The sequence below is a fragment of the Psychrobacter jeotgali genome (assembly GCF_904846315.1).
Lineage (GTDB): Bacteria > Pseudomonadota > Gammaproteobacteria > Pseudomonadales > Moraxellaceae > Psychrobacter > Psychrobacter jeotgali.
The window spans coordinates 2,669,094-2,685,517 of the sequence record NZ_CAJHAF010000001.1 but is presented as its reverse complement, the minus strand read 5'-3'; the positions used below and the strand labels follow the sequence as shown (position 1 = coordinate 2,685,517).

11 protein-coding genes are annotated in these 16,424 nt (G+C 42.4%); 7 read left to right on the top strand and 4 right to left on the bottom strand.

Annotated elements, in window-relative coordinates; translation table 11 throughout:
- Nucleotides 1-88 precede the first annotated feature (88 nt).
- From pta to JMX18_RS11100, 7 genes are all read left to right on the top strand, one after another.
- Entirely contained in the window at nucleotides 89-2,233 is a 2,145-nt protein-coding gene (gene pta, locus JMX18_RS11130) for a phosphate acetyltransferase (protein WP_201587738.1), read from the top strand.
- A 319-nt stretch (nucleotides 2,234-2,552) separates the two neighbouring features.
- Nucleotides 2,553-3,395, top strand: a complete 843-nt coding sequence (nadD, locus tag JMX18_RS11125; protein ID WP_201587736.1) for a nicotinate (nicotinamide) nucleotide adenylyltransferase — start codon at nucleotides 2,553-2,555, stop codon at nucleotides 3,393-3,395.
- Between the two features lie 89 nt (nucleotides 3,396-3,484).
- Nucleotides 3,485-3,886: a ribosome silencing factor gene (gene rsfS / locus JMX18_RS11120; RefSeq protein ID WP_201587734.1), complete on the top strand. Its 402-nt coding sequence runs from the start codon at nucleotides 3,485-3,487 to the stop codon at nucleotides 3,884-3,886.
- Nucleotides 3,887-4,098: 212 nt separating this feature from the next.
- Entirely contained in the window at nucleotides 4,099-4,896 is a 798-nt protein-coding gene (locus tag JMX18_RS11115) for an MOSC domain-containing protein (RefSeq protein ID WP_201587732.1), read from the top strand.
- Nucleotides 4,897-4,902: 6 nt separating this feature from the next.
- The gene (locus JMX18_RS11110; RefSeq protein ID WP_201587731.1) at nucleotides 4,903-5,787 is read left to right on the top strand and encodes an N-acetylmuramoyl-L-alanine amidase; all 885 of its coding nucleotides are present in this window, start codon (nucleotides 4,903-4,905) and stop codon (nucleotides 5,785-5,787) included.
- 76 nt (nucleotides 5,788-5,863) lie between these two features.
- Complete coding sequence (locus tag JMX18_RS11105) at nucleotides 5,864-6,616, top strand: type 1 glutamine amidotransferase (RefSeq protein WP_201587729.1); 753 nt, start codon at nucleotides 5,864-5,866, stop codon at nucleotides 6,614-6,616.
- A 15-nt stretch (nucleotides 6,617-6,631) separates the two neighbouring features.
- Nucleotides 6,632-6,835, top strand: coding sequence for a hypothetical protein (locus JMX18_RS11100; protein WP_201587726.1), 204 nt, complete (start codon nucleotides 6,632-6,634; stop codon nucleotides 6,833-6,835).
- A 37-nt stretch (nucleotides 6,836-6,872) separates the two neighbouring features.
- Here JMX18_RS11100 and JMX18_RS11095 read toward each other — a convergent pair whose 3' ends face one another.
- From JMX18_RS11095 to purL, 4 genes are all read right to left on the bottom strand, one after another.
- Nucleotides 6,873-10,793, bottom strand: a complete 3,921-nt coding sequence (locus JMX18_RS11095; RefSeq protein ID WP_201587725.1) for an NACHT domain-containing protein — start codon at nucleotides 10,791-10,793, stop codon at nucleotides 6,873-6,875.
- A 334-nt stretch (nucleotides 10,794-11,127) separates the two neighbouring features.
- Nucleotides 11,128-11,409 carry a NadS family protein gene (nadS, locus tag JMX18_RS11090; RefSeq protein WP_201587723.1) on the bottom strand — a complete coding sequence of 94 codons (282 nt, stop codon included), beginning with the start codon at nucleotides 11,407-11,409 and terminating at the stop codon, nucleotides 11,128-11,130.
- Nucleotides 11,402-11,734: a type II toxin-antitoxin system RelE/ParE family toxin gene (locus JMX18_RS11085; protein ID WP_201587721.1), complete on the bottom strand. Its 333-nt coding sequence runs from the start codon at nucleotides 11,732-11,734 to the stop codon at nucleotides 11,402-11,404. Before JMX18_RS11085 ends, nadS begins: the two co-directional genes overlap by 8 nt.
- 232 nt (nucleotides 11,735-11,966) lie before the next feature.
- Nucleotides 11,967-15,980: a phosphoribosylformylglycinamidine synthase gene (purL, locus tag JMX18_RS11080; RefSeq protein ID WP_201587719.1), complete on the bottom strand. Its 4,014-nt coding sequence runs from the start codon at nucleotides 15,978-15,980 to the stop codon at nucleotides 11,967-11,969.
- Between the last annotated feature and the right edge of the window lie 444 nt (nucleotides 15,981-16,424).

The following is a 16,424-nucleotide window of genomic DNA, read 5'->3' as shown; positions in this document are numbered from 1 at the left end:
CTTGATAAAACAAGAGAGGGCTTTATGAAGGCTTCATTTTATCAAGACCAGACCTGTTTCAAGGATATAACCAACCGTAGGATACGCTATGCAAACCATTTTACTCGTCCCTATTAGCCGTGGAATCGGTGTCACTTCAGCGGCACTGGGTCTGATTCGTGCGCTGGATTATAACGGTATCAAAGCAGGCTTTATGAAGCCGTTCTTGCAAGATGATACTTTAGATAAGCAAAACAGCTTAGACAGCTCAAGTGCTCTTACTATGCATGCTTTTGGTCTAAAGCCGCCCCAATCTATCAATCGTCAACGGGTGGAGCGCATGCTTGGCGATGACAATTTTGATGACTTGATGGATGAAGTGGTTGTCAATCATCAAAGCATCGGTGACGACTATGACGTCGTCATTTGTGAAGGTCTAGTCTCAACCACAGAAGCTTCTTATGCGGCGCAAATTAACCGGGCTATTGCTCATGCTCTCGATGCCAAAATTATTTTTGTCAGTACCGCTGATACCAATAACCCAGCCCATCTTGCTGACAAGCTTGACATGCATGCACGTGAGTTTGGCGGTATCGCCAGCGACCGTACTCTAGGCTGCATTTTGATGCGAGTCAATGTACCCAATACCTTTGACAACCAACCCGTAGCACCGGGTGAAGCGGTATTTAAGCTCGATGATAGCTTCATTCAAGAAGTACAACGTCTATCACCCCATTTTGATTCTGAGCAGTTTCGCCTGATCGGTGTAGTACCCTTTAGCGACACTTTATCGGTACCCCGTACTTGGGATATCGCCGCTGAATTGGACGCCACTTGGCTCAATGTTGGGGATGCCAAAACTCGCCGTATCACCGATATTAGCTTGACCGCACGCTCTATTGCCCGAGTTGATGAAGTCCTTAAACGTGGTACGCTTATCGTAGTGCCCGGCGATCGTGATGACCTACTTTTAGCAGCTGCTTTAGCTTGTATTAATGGGGTACCATTAGCAGGGCTGGTATTGACCGGAGGCGTCAAGCCTAACGAAACCGTTGCAGAATTGTGGCAATCAGCGCTCAAAACCGGCATTCCGGTCATGAGCGTTGAAACTGATAGCTTTGAGACCGTACAGAATCTACTGCATATGAGTGCTGAGATTCCAAGTGATGACGTTGAGCGTGCCAAAGACGTTACCCGTTATGTGGCAGCACATTTAGATCTAGGCTGGATTAAAGAGCAGTTCAGCGGCGATTATAAACCCCGTTTGTCACCAGCAGCGTTCCGTCATCAAGTGGTCAAAAAAGCGCAACAAGCCCAAAAACGCATCGTTCTACCAGAAGGCTCTGAGCCACGTACCGTCGAGGCGGCTTGTATATGTCAAAGCCGCGGCATCGCTAATTGTGTGCTACTCGCTAAACGTAGCGACGTTGAACAAGTCGCCAAAAACCGCGATCTTATCTTGCCAGAAGGGCTGGAGATTATCGACCCTGCTAGCCTCGATATGAGTAAGTATATTGACGCTGTGGTTGAGCGCCGCCAAGGCAAAACAAGCGCAGAGGTCGCAGCTGAGCAGTTAGAAGACACCGTCTTTTTGGGCACCATCATGCTACAAATGGACGAGGTAGATGGCTTGGTATCTGGCGCTATCCATACTACGGCCAATACCGTACGTCCCGCCTTTCAGCTGATTAAGACTGCTCCGCAGTACTCTCTAGTCTCATCGATCTTCTTTATGCTATTACCTGAGCAAGTGGTGGTCTATGGCGACTGTGCGATCAACCCTGACCCCACCGCTGAAGAGTTGGCGGAGATTGCCATTCAGTCAGCGCAGTCAGCAGCGGCTTTTGATATCGATCCAAAAGTAGCGATGATCAGCTATTCAACAGGCGCTTCAGGTACGGGCGCTGATGTCGAAAAAGTCATTCGTGCGACCGAGATTGTGCGTGAGCGTGAGCCTACCCTTGCCGTCGATGGCCCGCTACAATATGATGCGGCATCAGTGATGAGTGTCGGTAAGCAAAAAGCGCCAGATTCAAAGGTTGCTGGTCAAGCTAACGTGTTTATCTTCCCCGATCTAAACACCGGTAATACCACTTATAAAGCGGTGCAGCGTAGCGCTAACGTCATTAGCGTCGGTCCGATGCTGCAAGGTTTGAATAAGCCAGTTAATGATTTATCACGTGGCGCACTGGTCGATGATATTGTTTATACCATCGCTTTGACCGCTATTCAGGCTTATAGCGATGCGATTTAATAGTTTAAGGTTTAAATATTTAGTTTAAGCCTATCACTCTATTGAGCCGATTATCACAATGATAATCGGCTTTTTTGATGTAGGCTGTGGCTTTAGCGAAGCAATGCGCTATATTTTGCAAATTACTCTACAGAAATTCTATTTAAAGAATTTCTGTTGCGAAACTAAAATTGCAGTGCAACTTTTTAACGTTTCTCAGGGCTAAAGCCGCAGCCTACAGCAGCCATATTAAGTTGATAGTTGTGCGATAATACAATTGATGACAATCCTCGCTTCACCCTCTACAATAGCGCGTACTTGTTATTATTTAACCTGACTTATGACAGATACGCGCACTCACGCCAATATAAAATCAGCTCCTGCTATCCGTGCTTATCTTGGTGGCTCGTTTAATCCTGTGCATAACGCTCATATACAGATGGCGATGCAGGTTTATAACCAGCTTCTACCTCTCGCTGAGCAGCAACAATGCTCGCTACAAGTATGCTTGTTGCCCAATGCACGCTCGCCCTTTAAGCAAAAAACCATCGCTCCTGAGCATAGATTAGCGATGCTCAAGCTAGCGATACAAGCTACACCATTACAGATCTGCGAGCTTGAGCTGTGGCAACAACCACCAGTTTATAGCATCGATACGGTACGTACCTTAAGACTGTGCTATCCCAATGATAGTCTCATCTTTATCATGGGGATGGACAGCGCTCGTAGTTTGGATAAATGGAAAGACGGTTTGCAGTTGACTGATTATGTGCATTTATGGATATTTAGCCGTCCTCATAAGGACAATCAAAACCCTCATATCGATAGCATTTTAGCAGAGAAAAATATAGCCACTTTACGGGATGAATTACCTAACGCCTTAGCCGCAAAAGTGACCGAGAATTTATCAGACTTAACGCTTTTACCAATATCAGCGCCTTTATCAGACTCAGTTATTCAAACTAACTCGCCCTTGAAAACCAGCACTCAAGGACACATTTACATAGATCAGCATCCTATAATATCTGTATCCAGTACCGAGATCCGTAAACAGTTATCTGTATCCCTCTCACTTAACCAAAGTGATACTGCCGAGCACCATTATCAGGCTAAATGCCTAAATCCTGCGGTTTATCAATATATTATCGAGCATGAGCTATATTCTGCGGCTCAATTCCGTTAAAATCACCTTATTAATGTCATTTTGCTTTTAATAAAGCTAATGACTCCTTATACCTTTATATTTAATGATGATTGAAGAGATTAAAATTTATGATTAAAACCATGACTAACGAACGTTTAGAAGAATGCTTAGATTTAGTTAAAACGTCTTTAGAAGGCCTAAAAGCCAAAAATATAACCGTGTTAAATGTAGAAGATTTAACCGACGTGATGGAGCGCATGGTCATCGCTGACGGTACTTCCAAGCGTCACGTCCGTGCCATGGCCGACAGTCTAGGCGCAGATGCAAAAGCAGCCGGCTTTACACCATTAGGACGTGAAGGCGGTACGGATTCTGACTGGACACTCATTGATTTAGGTGCAGTAGTGGTGCACATGATGATGCCAGCAGCACGCGAGTTCTACGACTTAGAAGGTCTATGGTCATCGCCTGAAAGCCTAGCCGAGCTAGTGGCGACCCCACGTGAAAAGAAAGCCGGTCGTCGTAACTGATTGTGTTTAACACTTTATTAAAATTAAAGCTTGAAACTAAAGAGGCTGGATAACTTATCTGGTCTTTTTTTATGCTTGGGATTTAGGTGATACCTCAGAATTAAAAGCTCAAATAAGCTGAAAGCAGACAAGGTTTGCGCTACTATAAACATCCTATATCGTTTTAATTATCCAAGCGACTTTTATTAACAAGCTTCTTATCAGGACATGTTATGAGCGCAGAATCAAGCAATTCTCCAACGCAATCACCTCAGCAATCGCAACCTGACTTTAACCATTCCCTACCTTTGCATATCGCCAACTTAACTTGTGTACGTGCTGGCAAAGCTATGCCTTTTGCCCGTGAGCAGATGAGCGCTATTGATAAAGCACCAATCAAAGCGCCGGTCACGGTCAACTTTATGGGCTTAACCACCGACGAGCAAGCCGATCGCCGTCATCATGGCGGCCCGCTAAAAGCGGTACATCAATTACCAACAGCGACTTATAAAAAGATAAATGAGGAGTTTAATCTAAAAGTGCGTATCGGTACTTTGGGCGAGAACCTCACCACCGAAGCAGTAAATGGCATGCCAGAGATGGATGAATCTACAGTGTGTATTGGTGACGTCTTTGAATACGGGCAGCAATATGGCAATATTGACAATACCAATCATGGTCAGAGCAATAACGTACAACTACGCATCGTGCAACCGCGCCGCCCGTGCTACAAAATCAATGACCAAATCGGTCAGTTCAAAGTCAGCCAGCTCCCCAATATCGCCTCATGGGTCAGTAAACAAGGCATCGCTGGCTGGTATTTCGAAGTCGTGCGCGACGGGATGATTGACGCCGGTTTACCGGTATATTTAATTAAGCGCCCCTATCCGTTTGCTACTCTTGAAAAATTATGGCAGTTGTCTAATGCCAAAGAGAAGTTTGCGGCAGACGTGATTGAGCCGTGGCTGGCGATTGAGTGTTTGGAGGACAGTTGGAAGACTGTATTGGCAAAGAAGATTAAGAGAGATTAGCATTTCATGGCAAAAAACATCACTGCTTTAGCATTAACATCCTTACTGACATTACCCTTAATCGGCTGCGTGACGACCACTTCTCCAGTTGCCACCACCGAAAGTTACATTGTCGATAGCGAAACCTACCAATCCCAAGGCAAAAGTGAGCGAGTCAAATTCATCGTCCTACACTATACGGTCAGTGATAATGACAGATCAATAAAACTACTGACCCAAGGCAAAGTCAGCTCGCACTATCTGGTTTTAGATAAAGAGGATAATAAAATCTATAATTTGGTATCAGAAAATGAACGTGCTTGGCACGCTGGCGATGGCGGATTTGCAGGTAGAAAAATTCTCAACGACACTTCTATCGGTATCGAGATCGTCAATGCTGGGATTCAGCCGCAGTTTCGAGGCGCACTCAAAGACGATAATTTGGAATATCGTCCGTATGAGCACTATGTGGCATTTGATGAATTACAGATTAAAAAAGTCGCTGAGCTGGTGCAAGATATCGCTAAGCGTTATGACATCTCACCTAAATATATCATCGGCCATTCTGATCTTGCCCCGTCACGTAAAATCGATCCGGGTGCCAAGTTCCCTTGGCAACGCTTATATAAAGAGTATGGTATCGGCGCTTGGTACGATGAAGCCGATAAACAGTTTTTTATGAATATCAATAAGTTTGCAACGGTAACCATACCCGAGATTAAAAAGGAATTAAGAGAGTACGGCTATCATATCAATGATAGTGACGAGTGGGACAAAGCCAGTCGCGATGTAGTCTATGCGTTTCAACTGCATTTTCATCCGCAGCAGCCCACGGGTGAGATGGATTTGGAAACCTATGCTATCCTAAAGGCATTGAATAAAAAGTATGCGGGTCAAGATAACTTTTATTGATATTAGACTTTAGTTTTCAGAACCTTCGCAAAACTATATTTAATTTACTAATCGATATTTGCTCATGAGGTGTCCCATGACCCTACGTATTCACGCTTTATTTCACACAGATTATGCGGATTTAAGCTTTATCAAACAGTGGGCAAACGCTCATAACCACCCTATTACGGTCAGTCGTTCTTACGATAACCACTCATTGCCAGCGCTTGATAGCTTTGATTGGCTGATCGTCATGGGCGGGCCAATGAGCGTCCATGATGAAGACCAGCATACGTGGTTAATCGCTGAAAAACGTCTCATTAAACAAAGTATCGATGCAGGCAAAACTGTTATCGGAGTTTGCTTAGGTGCGCAGCTTGTCGCCCATTGTTTGGGTGCTGAGGTTAAGCCCTCTGGAGTAAGAGAAATTGGTTGGTTGCCGATGTGGCTGACGCAAGCAGGACAAGCGCATCCTTTATTACAGGACTTACCCAAACAGCCGTTTATGGTATTTCACTTCCATGGTGATGGTTTTGACTGTCCAAAAGGCGCGAGTATTATTGCAGAGACGGAAGCTTGGGCAAATCAAGGCTTTATTTATCAGACGGCAAAACATAAACGGCGTGGCACTTGGGTATTGGCTTGGCAATGTCACTTTGAAGTGACTAAAGAAAGCCTGTCCAAAATGGTCTCCAATGGTAATGCCACTATTCAAAATGGTCTTAAAGAGTATCCTGAAACGGTACAATCGCCGGATGAAATATTAGCGTTGGGTGATAAATATATTGAAGAAAATAATGAACGATTAGCCGCTATGCTCAGTCGGATAGCAGCATCGGGAAATAAATAATATAAGGAGTCAATCATGAGTCATTCACAATCAGATGAGCAACAAAGACTTGAAGAGTATTTAAGAAAAAAGGCTAAAGAGGAGCAGGAAAGTCAGCAGCAACAGGAGGCTGAGTCGCTTTCTGAATATGAGGCTTGTGTGTTGAGAGAGAGTGCTAGGGTGAAGGAGTTGATTGATGAGGCTCAAAAAAAGGCTCGAGATGGTTCAGACGATGAGTAGTTATGTGAAACGTACCTTTTCACAAATAATAATATAACTATGTGTCTAATATTTTTTTAGCAGATTGTCTAATTTCTATCACTTCATCATTTAATAGCTTTTTTGCATGAGCTTTTATCTCTATTTCAGGAAAATATTTTGCGTCTAATATTTTTAAAGCACTTTCCCTAATATCAATACTTTCACTGTTTAATAGCTCTAAGACAAGATAGCTATCCTTCAAAAAAACGTCTTCAGCAATACATTTCTTTAATAAATCTGCTTCTACCTCTTCGCTTTTAATTTTATCTATAAGCCAGTGTCTTAACTGGCTTGAATCCTTACAATAATCAACGAAAGGTTGTGTCGCTTGCTTCCTAATATTGGGTCTAGTATCTAAAATCATTTGTTGTATAAAACTTTCATCATGATAATGATGTTCAATTAGTATTTTCGCTAAACTTTCTCTTGGCGTATGTGGAACAGTTCCACCTTTGACTGGATATGGCTCCTCTTTATCTTGCCATAATAAATAAAAATCTTTCACCTTATCTAGGCTTATTAAATTAGGTGACATTCTATCAAGTAGTTTTGTTGCTTCAATTGCGACAATAGGACTTATTGAATTAAGACCTTTTTCAATTATTTGAATGTGGCGCTCGTTATATGGTTCTCTAACATATTGGTATAAATGCTCACAGCCACTTACTAAATTATTGCTCAACAACTTTTCTACAACTACTTTTTGAATCGTGTCATCATTATCTAAACCCTGATAATGCTCATTCATAGCGCCTACATATAAAAGCGATAGACCTTCTCCATATTTTATGAGTTCTGAGTATGTCTCAAAGCTTTCTGATTTAGGATATGATAAGAACAGACGGCAAGCATTCGCTATAAAGAACCTTTCATTAGTTAAAATAAGTTGTTTAATACGAGTCAATAACTGTACATTTAATGGATTTATTACTTCGAACTCAATATCTACCCGAGGTAAATTATTTATTGGGTACATGAAAGATTCATCATCTGGTATTTTTTCAATCTCATTAACTACTGAACTTGCTTGGTTCAGTACACTTTCATAATTTAAGTCATTCAGTCTAGCTATTGATAAAAAAATGAATGTTCTATCATCATTTTCTACAACGTTAGAGTAAAATACTTTAAAGTCCTGTACATACATCTCCATTATGCTAGACAACCTAATCAAAGCACTTAACTCTATCATATCTTTAAACTCTAAAATTTCATTATCGAGTCTACTCTTTGTACCAATGAAAGCTTTAAAGAAGTTTTTAATTTTAATTTTTTCATTCTTTTCAAAATCTTCACTATTAAAAACATGAACAACTGGAGCTATTTCTTTTTTCATCATTTTAGAAAACAAGCTACTTTCTAGAAAACTATAGCTGGGTATTGACTTTTCGTGTTTAGAGTATTCCTTTATAATGTCTGATATTAGACCTATACTAAAACTACTACTCTCGTTTCTAATATAATTTTCAATAGTTTCTAAAACTTTTTTATTTTTTCCTTGCAACGACTTAGTCAGCAACAATTTTATAAAGTTATTCTTTATTTCTATCTTTATATTGTTTCCACTTTTAAGCAGCCTATCAACCTTAATAGGATTAAAATTATTTTCTATTCTTCTAATGCAGATATCAATATAATTCGAAGTTATCTCTCTTTTATTAATCAGTTCACAATTTAGTGCAGTAAATGAAACCCAGTCGTCAATAGAATTAAGCCTTTCTTCAACACTAGGTTTAATTCTACTCCATGTATTTTTAGCAATATGACATAAAATTGCTCCGCTTACATAACGATTTGTAGAAAAGGAATCCTCTGTTATTTCCCAACATAAACTTATAAAGCTTTCTATTTCACCTGAATTATAGTCAATACCTGCGTGCAGTATAAAATCGTATATATTGATATTTTTTGGCTTATTATCAGCAGAGTATTTCTCATTCCATAATGCTAAAATCTTAGAGCTTAGGCCTAAGTGGCTAAGAAAAGTTAAAGTTTCACTATATTGTGAGTTCGAAAAAGCTTCTAAAATAAACTGTTGTTTAATACTAATATTTTGATTCTTTAGAAATTCAGCTGCCGCATATTCTCCTAGAGTCTTGTGTATAAATAAGACAGTCTCATCTGTTAGGTCATTAACCTTCTCAATAATTCCTTTAGCTACCCAATATTTAATACAATCTTCTATTAGTTCGATTGCTTGAAATCTTGAAAGTTGTAGCTCTTCCTTCCACTCTTCGTAACATAGAATCACTAATTCCTTTAGGGGCTTATATCCGTTTCTTAATATTATCCATCCTAACAAATACAAAAATTCTTGTAATTGAATTTTCGATAGCTCTATTGATACCTCTCTACTAGAACTCTCTCTTTCAATTAAAGAAAATAATTGCCTATACAATGATGCATAGTTAGTATTTGCCTCTACTCCTTTTTTTACGAGAACAACAACCAGACTCAAAATTAGTGGGTTTCTCTTAACTAGATCACTGATTTTGGCGGTTTCTATTTGCTCTAAAACAGCTTCGTCGATTTGTACCTCTGGAGAAATAACCGAAGTGAGTTGCTTTACTGCATTTTTAAATTCGTCATCGTCAATGGGATTGAGTTCGTAACGTCGCCAATCACTTATTAAACCTAGCTTATAGCCTATTGGACGAGTTGATATCAAGATTCGTGATTCAGGATAGTCTTTCGCCAATTTTGCAAAGTATTCAATTATCTTTGGTTGGTTTTGAAAACATTCATCTAAGCCATCAGCTAATATCACTGCATTTTTTAATAAGGAACTAGTATTATTAGTTTGAATCGTTCTATCGAACGCACAATCTAGCAAGCATTCTTCGAAACCTTTGCTACTATCTGATAGAATATCCGTTAGTTTTGACAATTTAACGAATAGAACAAAATATCCTTTGTCACTATAATCTAAAGCTAGTTTACGGAGTAGCGTTGTTTTTCCTATACCAGCGCCACCTATGACAACACACTTTTTTATAAATCTTCCAAAGGTGAAGGAGTCAATGATAGTGTCATAATGACGTTTTTCTTTATACCAGTTTTGATACCGTTCGACAGTTGAGTCTAAGTTTAAATCTTCATTCTCTTCATCACTAACAATAGCTGCTTCTAAAGGAATCCATATACTTTGTAGGTCGATAGGTTTTGGTACACTCAGAATTGATATTGCAGAATAAGCATTTTTATTGTATTGGTAAGCTTTATTAAATAGCTGAATATTTGTTTTATTTCCTGATTTTACAGTTATACCATTATTTTTAAAAAGCTCATTACAACTTTGAAGTGTTAGGTTTCCTTTAATTTTTATTATTCTTCTAGAGTTCTCGACTAGAATTTTCCACGCCTTTTCAGTATCATCTGACACACGCTCTAACATATTCTTTGCAAGAGATTCAGCGTCATTGTTTCCTTCAACCGCATTTACAGTTTGTATATATAGTGAAGAACAGACTCTCAAAACATTAAGTCCTTGATCTTCCAGTTTACCCTTAAACTCAACTGATATATCTTTAATTCCGTCAAATCTACCCTGACCCATCCTAATAATATCTTGAGCTAAGTCTTTCCTTATCGTTCCAGATGAATCAGGACAGACAACTAAAACCCCATAATCAATGTCATTTGAAACAATTGCTTTGGCAAGTTTTATTAAAGCATCCCATAAGTCATCTCCCTTTCTAAATCCTCTTTTAACTTGAATTTCAAAGCATTTTCCATTGGAACTTGTAAAGGCGATATCATCGCCAGAACCACCAGTCTCCGCTTGGCAATTAATAGGTATAATAGTGGAATTATCTTCAATCCAACTCAGAGGTTGCTCAGTAATCAGGCAAGTAAGTACGATAGCACTTACGCGAGCCTGAAAATCAATTCCTCTTTCAGTGGCACTACCGCCAGCCGTATTTTTCTGTTTCGACATTCTTATAATCACTACGATTTAGATTAGAAGTTTATACTTTCGTATGAGAGAAAGGATTTTTTCATCTTAAGTTAACATTATAGTTGATGGTAGCAAGAACACGATATCACCGCTAGCCCTGATTGCAGCGGATATCCTTGGTTGGTAATTGGGCTGCGGGGGCTTGGCTAGAGGTGATCGCTCGAATGTTGGAACGCCTCTCCCTTAGCCAGCGCCTTGCCCAGACTGGTAGATACAAGCGGAACAGAAAATTCCATTCAAGGAACTTTCACTTGCGAAGCTAAAATTGCAGTGCAATTTTTTAACGCTTCTCAGGATTAGCTCCCATAAAACATCAAGCTTCAGCAATCAAGTCAGGCTGCTTATCTAACAATCGCATAAGCGTAATCGCCGCTCCTGTTGGATTTCTAGTACCTTGTTCCCAGTTTTGTAAGGTACGCGGGCTAATATTAAGCTTATCAGCAAACTGCTGTTGTGACAGTCCAGTTTTGGCTCGAATTGATTTGATATCAGGCATCTCATGACTAAACTTGCGGCTGGGCTCAGTCTCTCCTTTGGCTATTGCTAATGCTTGATTTAGTGACATAGATAGGTCATCGTAAAATTCATTATTCATGGTTATAGACCTCTTTGATTTGTTGGGTTAGCTTATACAAGCTAGACTTTTCTTGATTTGATAAGCTAACTTTTTTGTTTTTTGGATAGGCAAGCAACATAAAAAATACGCCGTGACTATCAACAAAATAATAGATGATACGTACGCCACCGCTTTTACCTTGATTCAGCGCCCATCTGGTTTTTCTAACACCGCCCGTACCCTGAATTAAATCCCCTTGGTCTGGATTATTAATTAAATTTACTTGTAGCTCTTTATAGCTATCATCGTCTAACAATTTAAGCACTTGCTTGGTAAATAACGGGGTTTCTATGAAATGTAGCATCTAAAATCCTTTTTAGGTATTTCTTATTATATACTCCATTGAAGTATATGGCTAATAGTATCTTTAATAAAACGTTGGGTGTCGCAAGCTCCACGCCAACCTACGCCACATCACTTGATGTCAAAGTTAAGTCAATATTCTCGCTATCTTGAAAACCCCAAACAAAAAAAGGTGAGCCGAAGCCCACCTTTTTTTATGTCCAAAATAATGATTTAAACAAGCTTAGCTTAGCCTATCTTAGCCAAGCCCTTGCATTACGGAACATCCGCATCCACGCGCCGTCCTCATCCCACTGCTCGGGTTTCCAGCTGTGATTGTATGCACGCAGGTTACGCTCAGGGTGCGGCATCATGATAGTGACGCGGCCGTCGGTGCTACACAGTCCGGTGACGCCACCTACCGAACCGTTAGGATTCAATGGATAAGTCTCGGTCGGATGACCTTGGCTATCGACGTAGCGCATGGCGAGCTGACCGTGTTTTTCCATACCGTCTATTTCTATCGCGTTGAGCGTGGCATAACCTTCACCGTGGGCAACGGCAATGGGTAGGATGCTGTCTTGCATGCCTTTAAACAGGATGGATTTGGTACGCTCGACCTTGACGTTGACGGTACGGGCTTCAAAGCGTGCCGACTGATTGGCGATGAAGCGAGGGAAGTTTTCTGCACCGGGGATGAGGTCTTTCAATTGCGCCATCATCTGACAGCCGTTACAGACACCCAAGGAAAACGTATTGGGACGGGCAAAGAAGCGTACAAACTGCATGCGCAGCTCGTCATGGAACAAGATGGAATTTGCCCAGCCCGATCCTGCGCCGAGTACGTCGCCGTAGCTAAAGCCGCCACAAGCAACAAGGCCTTCAAAGTCGCGCAAATCAATACGACCCTCAAGCAAATCACTCATATGTACATCAAGTGCCTCAAAACCCGCTTGAGTAAAGCCAGCTGCCATCTCGGTCTGACCGTTGACCCCTTGCTCACGGAGTATAGCAACTTTAGGCTTTGTGTCGCGGCTGTTTAAGTACGGCGCTTCAACCTTTTGATTGAGGTCAAAGTTTGGCGCAGCGATGAGGCCTTTATGAGTGCTATCGCTGATTAAATCATACTCTTGCTGCACGCAGGCCGGATTGTCACGGCGGCGGGCGATTTGATAGCTGACCTGACTCCACTCTTGTTGCAGCTCGCTACGGCTAAAGCGCAGAGTATCCTCGCCTTGATGCAAAGGCGTTTGGATGATAAGACTGTCCTCTTCCGTGCTTTGACCGACGAGACTCAGCATATCGCTGACGTTATATTCGTCTGCCAGCTCGATTAACTTAGCGACGTTTTCGGGCAAGACTTGGATGACTGCGCCCAGCTCTTCGCTGAACAGCTGACCAAGCAAGTTGTCATCAGCCAGTGACAGCTTGATACCTTGACGGCTGGTGAATTGCATCTCAGCGATAGTCGCTAGCAGCCCGCCATCACCGATATCGTGATAGGCAGCGACAACGCCTTGTTCGTTACCGGCTTGGATAAAGTTAAAGAAGTCGACTAGATCGCTAGGTTTATCAAGGTCGGGGCATTGGTTACCGAGTTGGCTTGCCGTTTGCGCAAGGATTGAGCCACCAAGGCGCAGTTTACCTTTGGATAAGTCAATCCGGTAAAAAGCGCTATCACCGTTGATTAATTCTGGTGTTAAGGTTTTGGCGACATTGACAACCGGTGCAAAAGCAGTGATTACCAGACTCATGGGTGAGACCACGGATTTATCTTGGTTGTCCTGCTCAGCATTGTCGTCTGTCCAATTAGCACGCATCGATAGCGAGTCTTTACCAACAGGAATAGCGATGCCAAGTGCTGGACATAACTCTTCACCGATAGCGTGTACGGCGTCAAATAGCGCCGCATCTTCCATGTCATTGCCGCACGCTGCCATCCAGTTCGCCGACATGGTGATGTCTGATAACTGGGCAATGCGCGCACCAGCGATATTAGTAATCGCTTCGCCGACCGCCAAACGTGCTGAGGCTTTGGGATCAATCAAGGCCACCGGCGTACGCTCGCCAATGCTCATCGCCTCACCCGTCATCGGTTGACCGTCAAGATTGAGCAAGCCGGATGCGGTAATGGCGCAGTCAGCGACCGGCACTTGATAACGCCCGACATACTGATCGCGCACCACCATACCGGTGATAGAGCGGTCACCAATACTAATCAGGAATGATTTGCTGGCAACGGTAGGATGACGCAGCACGTCTTTAACTGACTCGGTTAAATCAAAGTCATTCAACACTAAGGGAGCCAGCTCGTTTGCTTGACGCTCAAAACTACGCTGCATTTGCGGCGTCCCACCCAATAATACTTGCATCGGCATATCGACAGGCTGCGCGTCTAATAAATCATCATCGACCACCAGCTGACGGACTTCCGTGGCGCTGCCCAAAATGGCATACGGACAACGCTCGCGTGCACAGATGGCATCGAACTGATCTTTACTTTCAGGGCGAATTGCGAGGACATAACGCTCCTGCGCCTCATTTGACCAAATCGCCATTGGTGACATGCCCGCCTCTAATGATGGGATTTTACGCAGATTTAAGTGCGCGCCCATATCATGGTCGTCAACCAATTCTGGCATCGCATTGGACAGACCGCCTGCACCGACATCGTGGATAGAGACGATAGGGTTACCGTCTTTACTGTTGTTGCTGACTTCGATATCGTTACCGGCAAGCGCCCAGCAGCGGTCAATGACTTCTTGACAGCGGCGCTCCATTTCGGCGTTATCACGCTGTACCGAAGCAAAGTCTAAACCTTCATCCAGCGAACCGCTATCGACCGAAGACGCCGCGCCGCCGCCCAGACCGATTTGCATCGCAGGGCCGCCAAGGACGATAAGTAAATCACCTTCACGAATCGGGTTTTTCTCAATGAGGTTGCGTTTGATATTACCGTAACCACCCGCCAGCATGATGGGCTTATGATAGCCACGCATCTCGCTACCGTCTTTGGCGGCTGAGGTGTCTAATTGAAAACTACGGAAATAACCACACAAGTTTGGACGACCAAACTCGTTAGAGAAATTAGCTGAACCTAATGGGGCTTCGGTCATAATCTCCAAGCTGGTCGCCATACGCTCCGGCGTACCGTAATCTTGGGTGCTGACTTGTCCTGACTGCTCCCATTTCTCCGGCATTTCAGGAATATGTAAGTGCGAGACATGAAAGCCAGTCAAACCTGCTTTTGGCTTACCGCCACGACCGGTTGCGCCTTCGTCACGAATCTCACCGCCCGCCCCCGTTGCCGCGCCCGCATAAGGGGCAATCGCCGTGGGATGGTTATGGGTTTCGACTTTCATTAAAATGTCGATAGCTTGTTGATGAAAGTCATAAATATGAGCTGAATTGGCATCTTGAGGGTCCTCACCATTAGCAACAGGAATCGGATAATAACGCTGACCTTCTGAGCCCGTTCTGACCGCCGCATTATCTTTATAAGCGGATAAGATGCCTTGCGGATTGGCTTGATAAGTATTCTTAATCATCTGAAACAGAGACTTGGGCTGCACTTTGCCATCGACCGTCCACTGAGCATTAAAGATTTTATGACGGCAATGCTCAGAGTTGGCCTGCGCAAACATCATCAGCTCAACGTCGGTTGGATTGCGCTGCAAATCATTGACGTAAGCATTTATCAGATAGTCGATATCTTCGCTCGATAAGGCAAAACCAAATTCGATATTGGCAGATTCTAACGCTTCTCTTCCTGCACCCATTACATCGATATGATTGAGCCCTGCTGGCGGTTCATCATCGAACAATTTACTAACCTTTGCTAAATCATAAACCAAGCTTTGGGTCATACGATCAAACAATAAACGCTCCGCCGCTGTTGGCAGTGTCTCCTGAACCGCACCCTCTATCGTCAATGTATAAACAATGACACGCTCAACGCGATGAATCTGAATCTCGCAATTATTAAAGATATCCGTCGCTTTACTCGCCCAAGGTGAGATAGTGCCAAAGCGCGGGCTAACAATCATTTGAATTTGATCGTCTTTGGGCGTTACCAACTCAATATTATTATCAATGCCAAATAAATCCAGCGCCTTTTTATGCTCATCACCGACAAGCTCACGTGATAAGACATAGACCTGTTGGGTACTGATCTGAGTCACGTTGAGCTCAGTCTTCTGCGCAAATTGATTGATAAGCTGCTGGGTCTGAAAATCGGTCAAAAACGGCTGTCCGGCGATAGTCATCATAAAGACATATTCCCTAGGATATAAGCAAGGAGTGGCAAAGATAGGCATCACTGCCATGCAAAATAAATGGTCTGCGCATTATAACAAGAAGCCCCATAATAAGCAGGTATAAAGCGTGATAAATTTATCATTGCAGTGTTGGTGGCTCTGCATTTAGGATAGAAGAAACCGCTCATTAGTCAAAGTCACGAAACCTGGTCTTTTAAAAAGGCACAAAACCATCGTTTTTTTTACTTAATCCTTGTGCTTTTTACAAACTCTCACATCGCATTACGGGCAGCCTATACTTTAACAGCATTGATATCGTTATTCTTTACTTAGCAAATAGGCAAAATAATAACTAAAAACCTCACTATAAAAATAATAATAAATGCCTATCGCTGGTTCTAATATATTAATTTTCAAACTTTTAATTTTAAAATATCAAATAAACGTTAAATTAAA

Excerpts from the sequence above, each read along its gene's own strand:
- pta (WP_201587738.1), top strand. The coding sequence starts at position 89 with ATGCAAACCATTTTACTCGTCCCTATTAGCCGTGGAATCGGTGTCACT.
- nadD (WP_201587736.1), top strand. The coding sequence starts at position 2,553 with ATGACAGATACGCGCACTCACGCCAATATAAAATCAGCTCCTGCTATC.
- rsfS (WP_201587734.1), top strand. The coding sequence starts at position 3,485 with ATGATTAAAACCATGACTAACGAACGTTTAGAAGAATGCTTAGATTTA.
- JMX18_RS11115 (WP_201587732.1), top strand. The coding sequence starts at position 4,099 with ATGAGCGCAGAATCAAGCAATTCTCCAACGCAATCACCTCAGCAATCG.
- JMX18_RS11110 (WP_201587731.1), top strand. The coding sequence starts at position 4,903 with ATGGCAAAAAACATCACTGCTTTAGCATTAACATCCTTACTGACATTA.
- JMX18_RS11105 (WP_201587729.1), top strand. The coding sequence starts at position 5,864 with ATGACCCTACGTATTCACGCTTTATTTCACACAGATTATGCGGATTTA.
- JMX18_RS11100 (WP_201587726.1), top strand. The coding sequence starts at position 6,632 with ATGAGTCATTCACAATCAGATGAGCAACAAAGACTTGAAGAGTATTTA.
- JMX18_RS11095 (WP_201587725.1), bottom strand. The coding sequence starts at position 10,793 with ATGTCGAAACAGAAAAATACGGCTGGCGGTAGTGCCACTGAAAGAGGA.
- nadS (WP_201587723.1), bottom strand. The coding sequence starts at position 11,409 with ATGAATAATGAATTTTACGATGACCTATCTATGTCACTAAATCAAGCA.
- JMX18_RS11085 (WP_201587721.1), bottom strand. The coding sequence starts at position 11,734 with ATGCTACATTTCATAGAAACCCCGTTATTTACCAAGCAAGTGCTTAAA.
- purL (WP_201587719.1), bottom strand. The coding sequence starts at position 15,980 with ATGATGACTATCGCCGGACAGCCGTTTTTGACCGATTTTCAGACCCAG.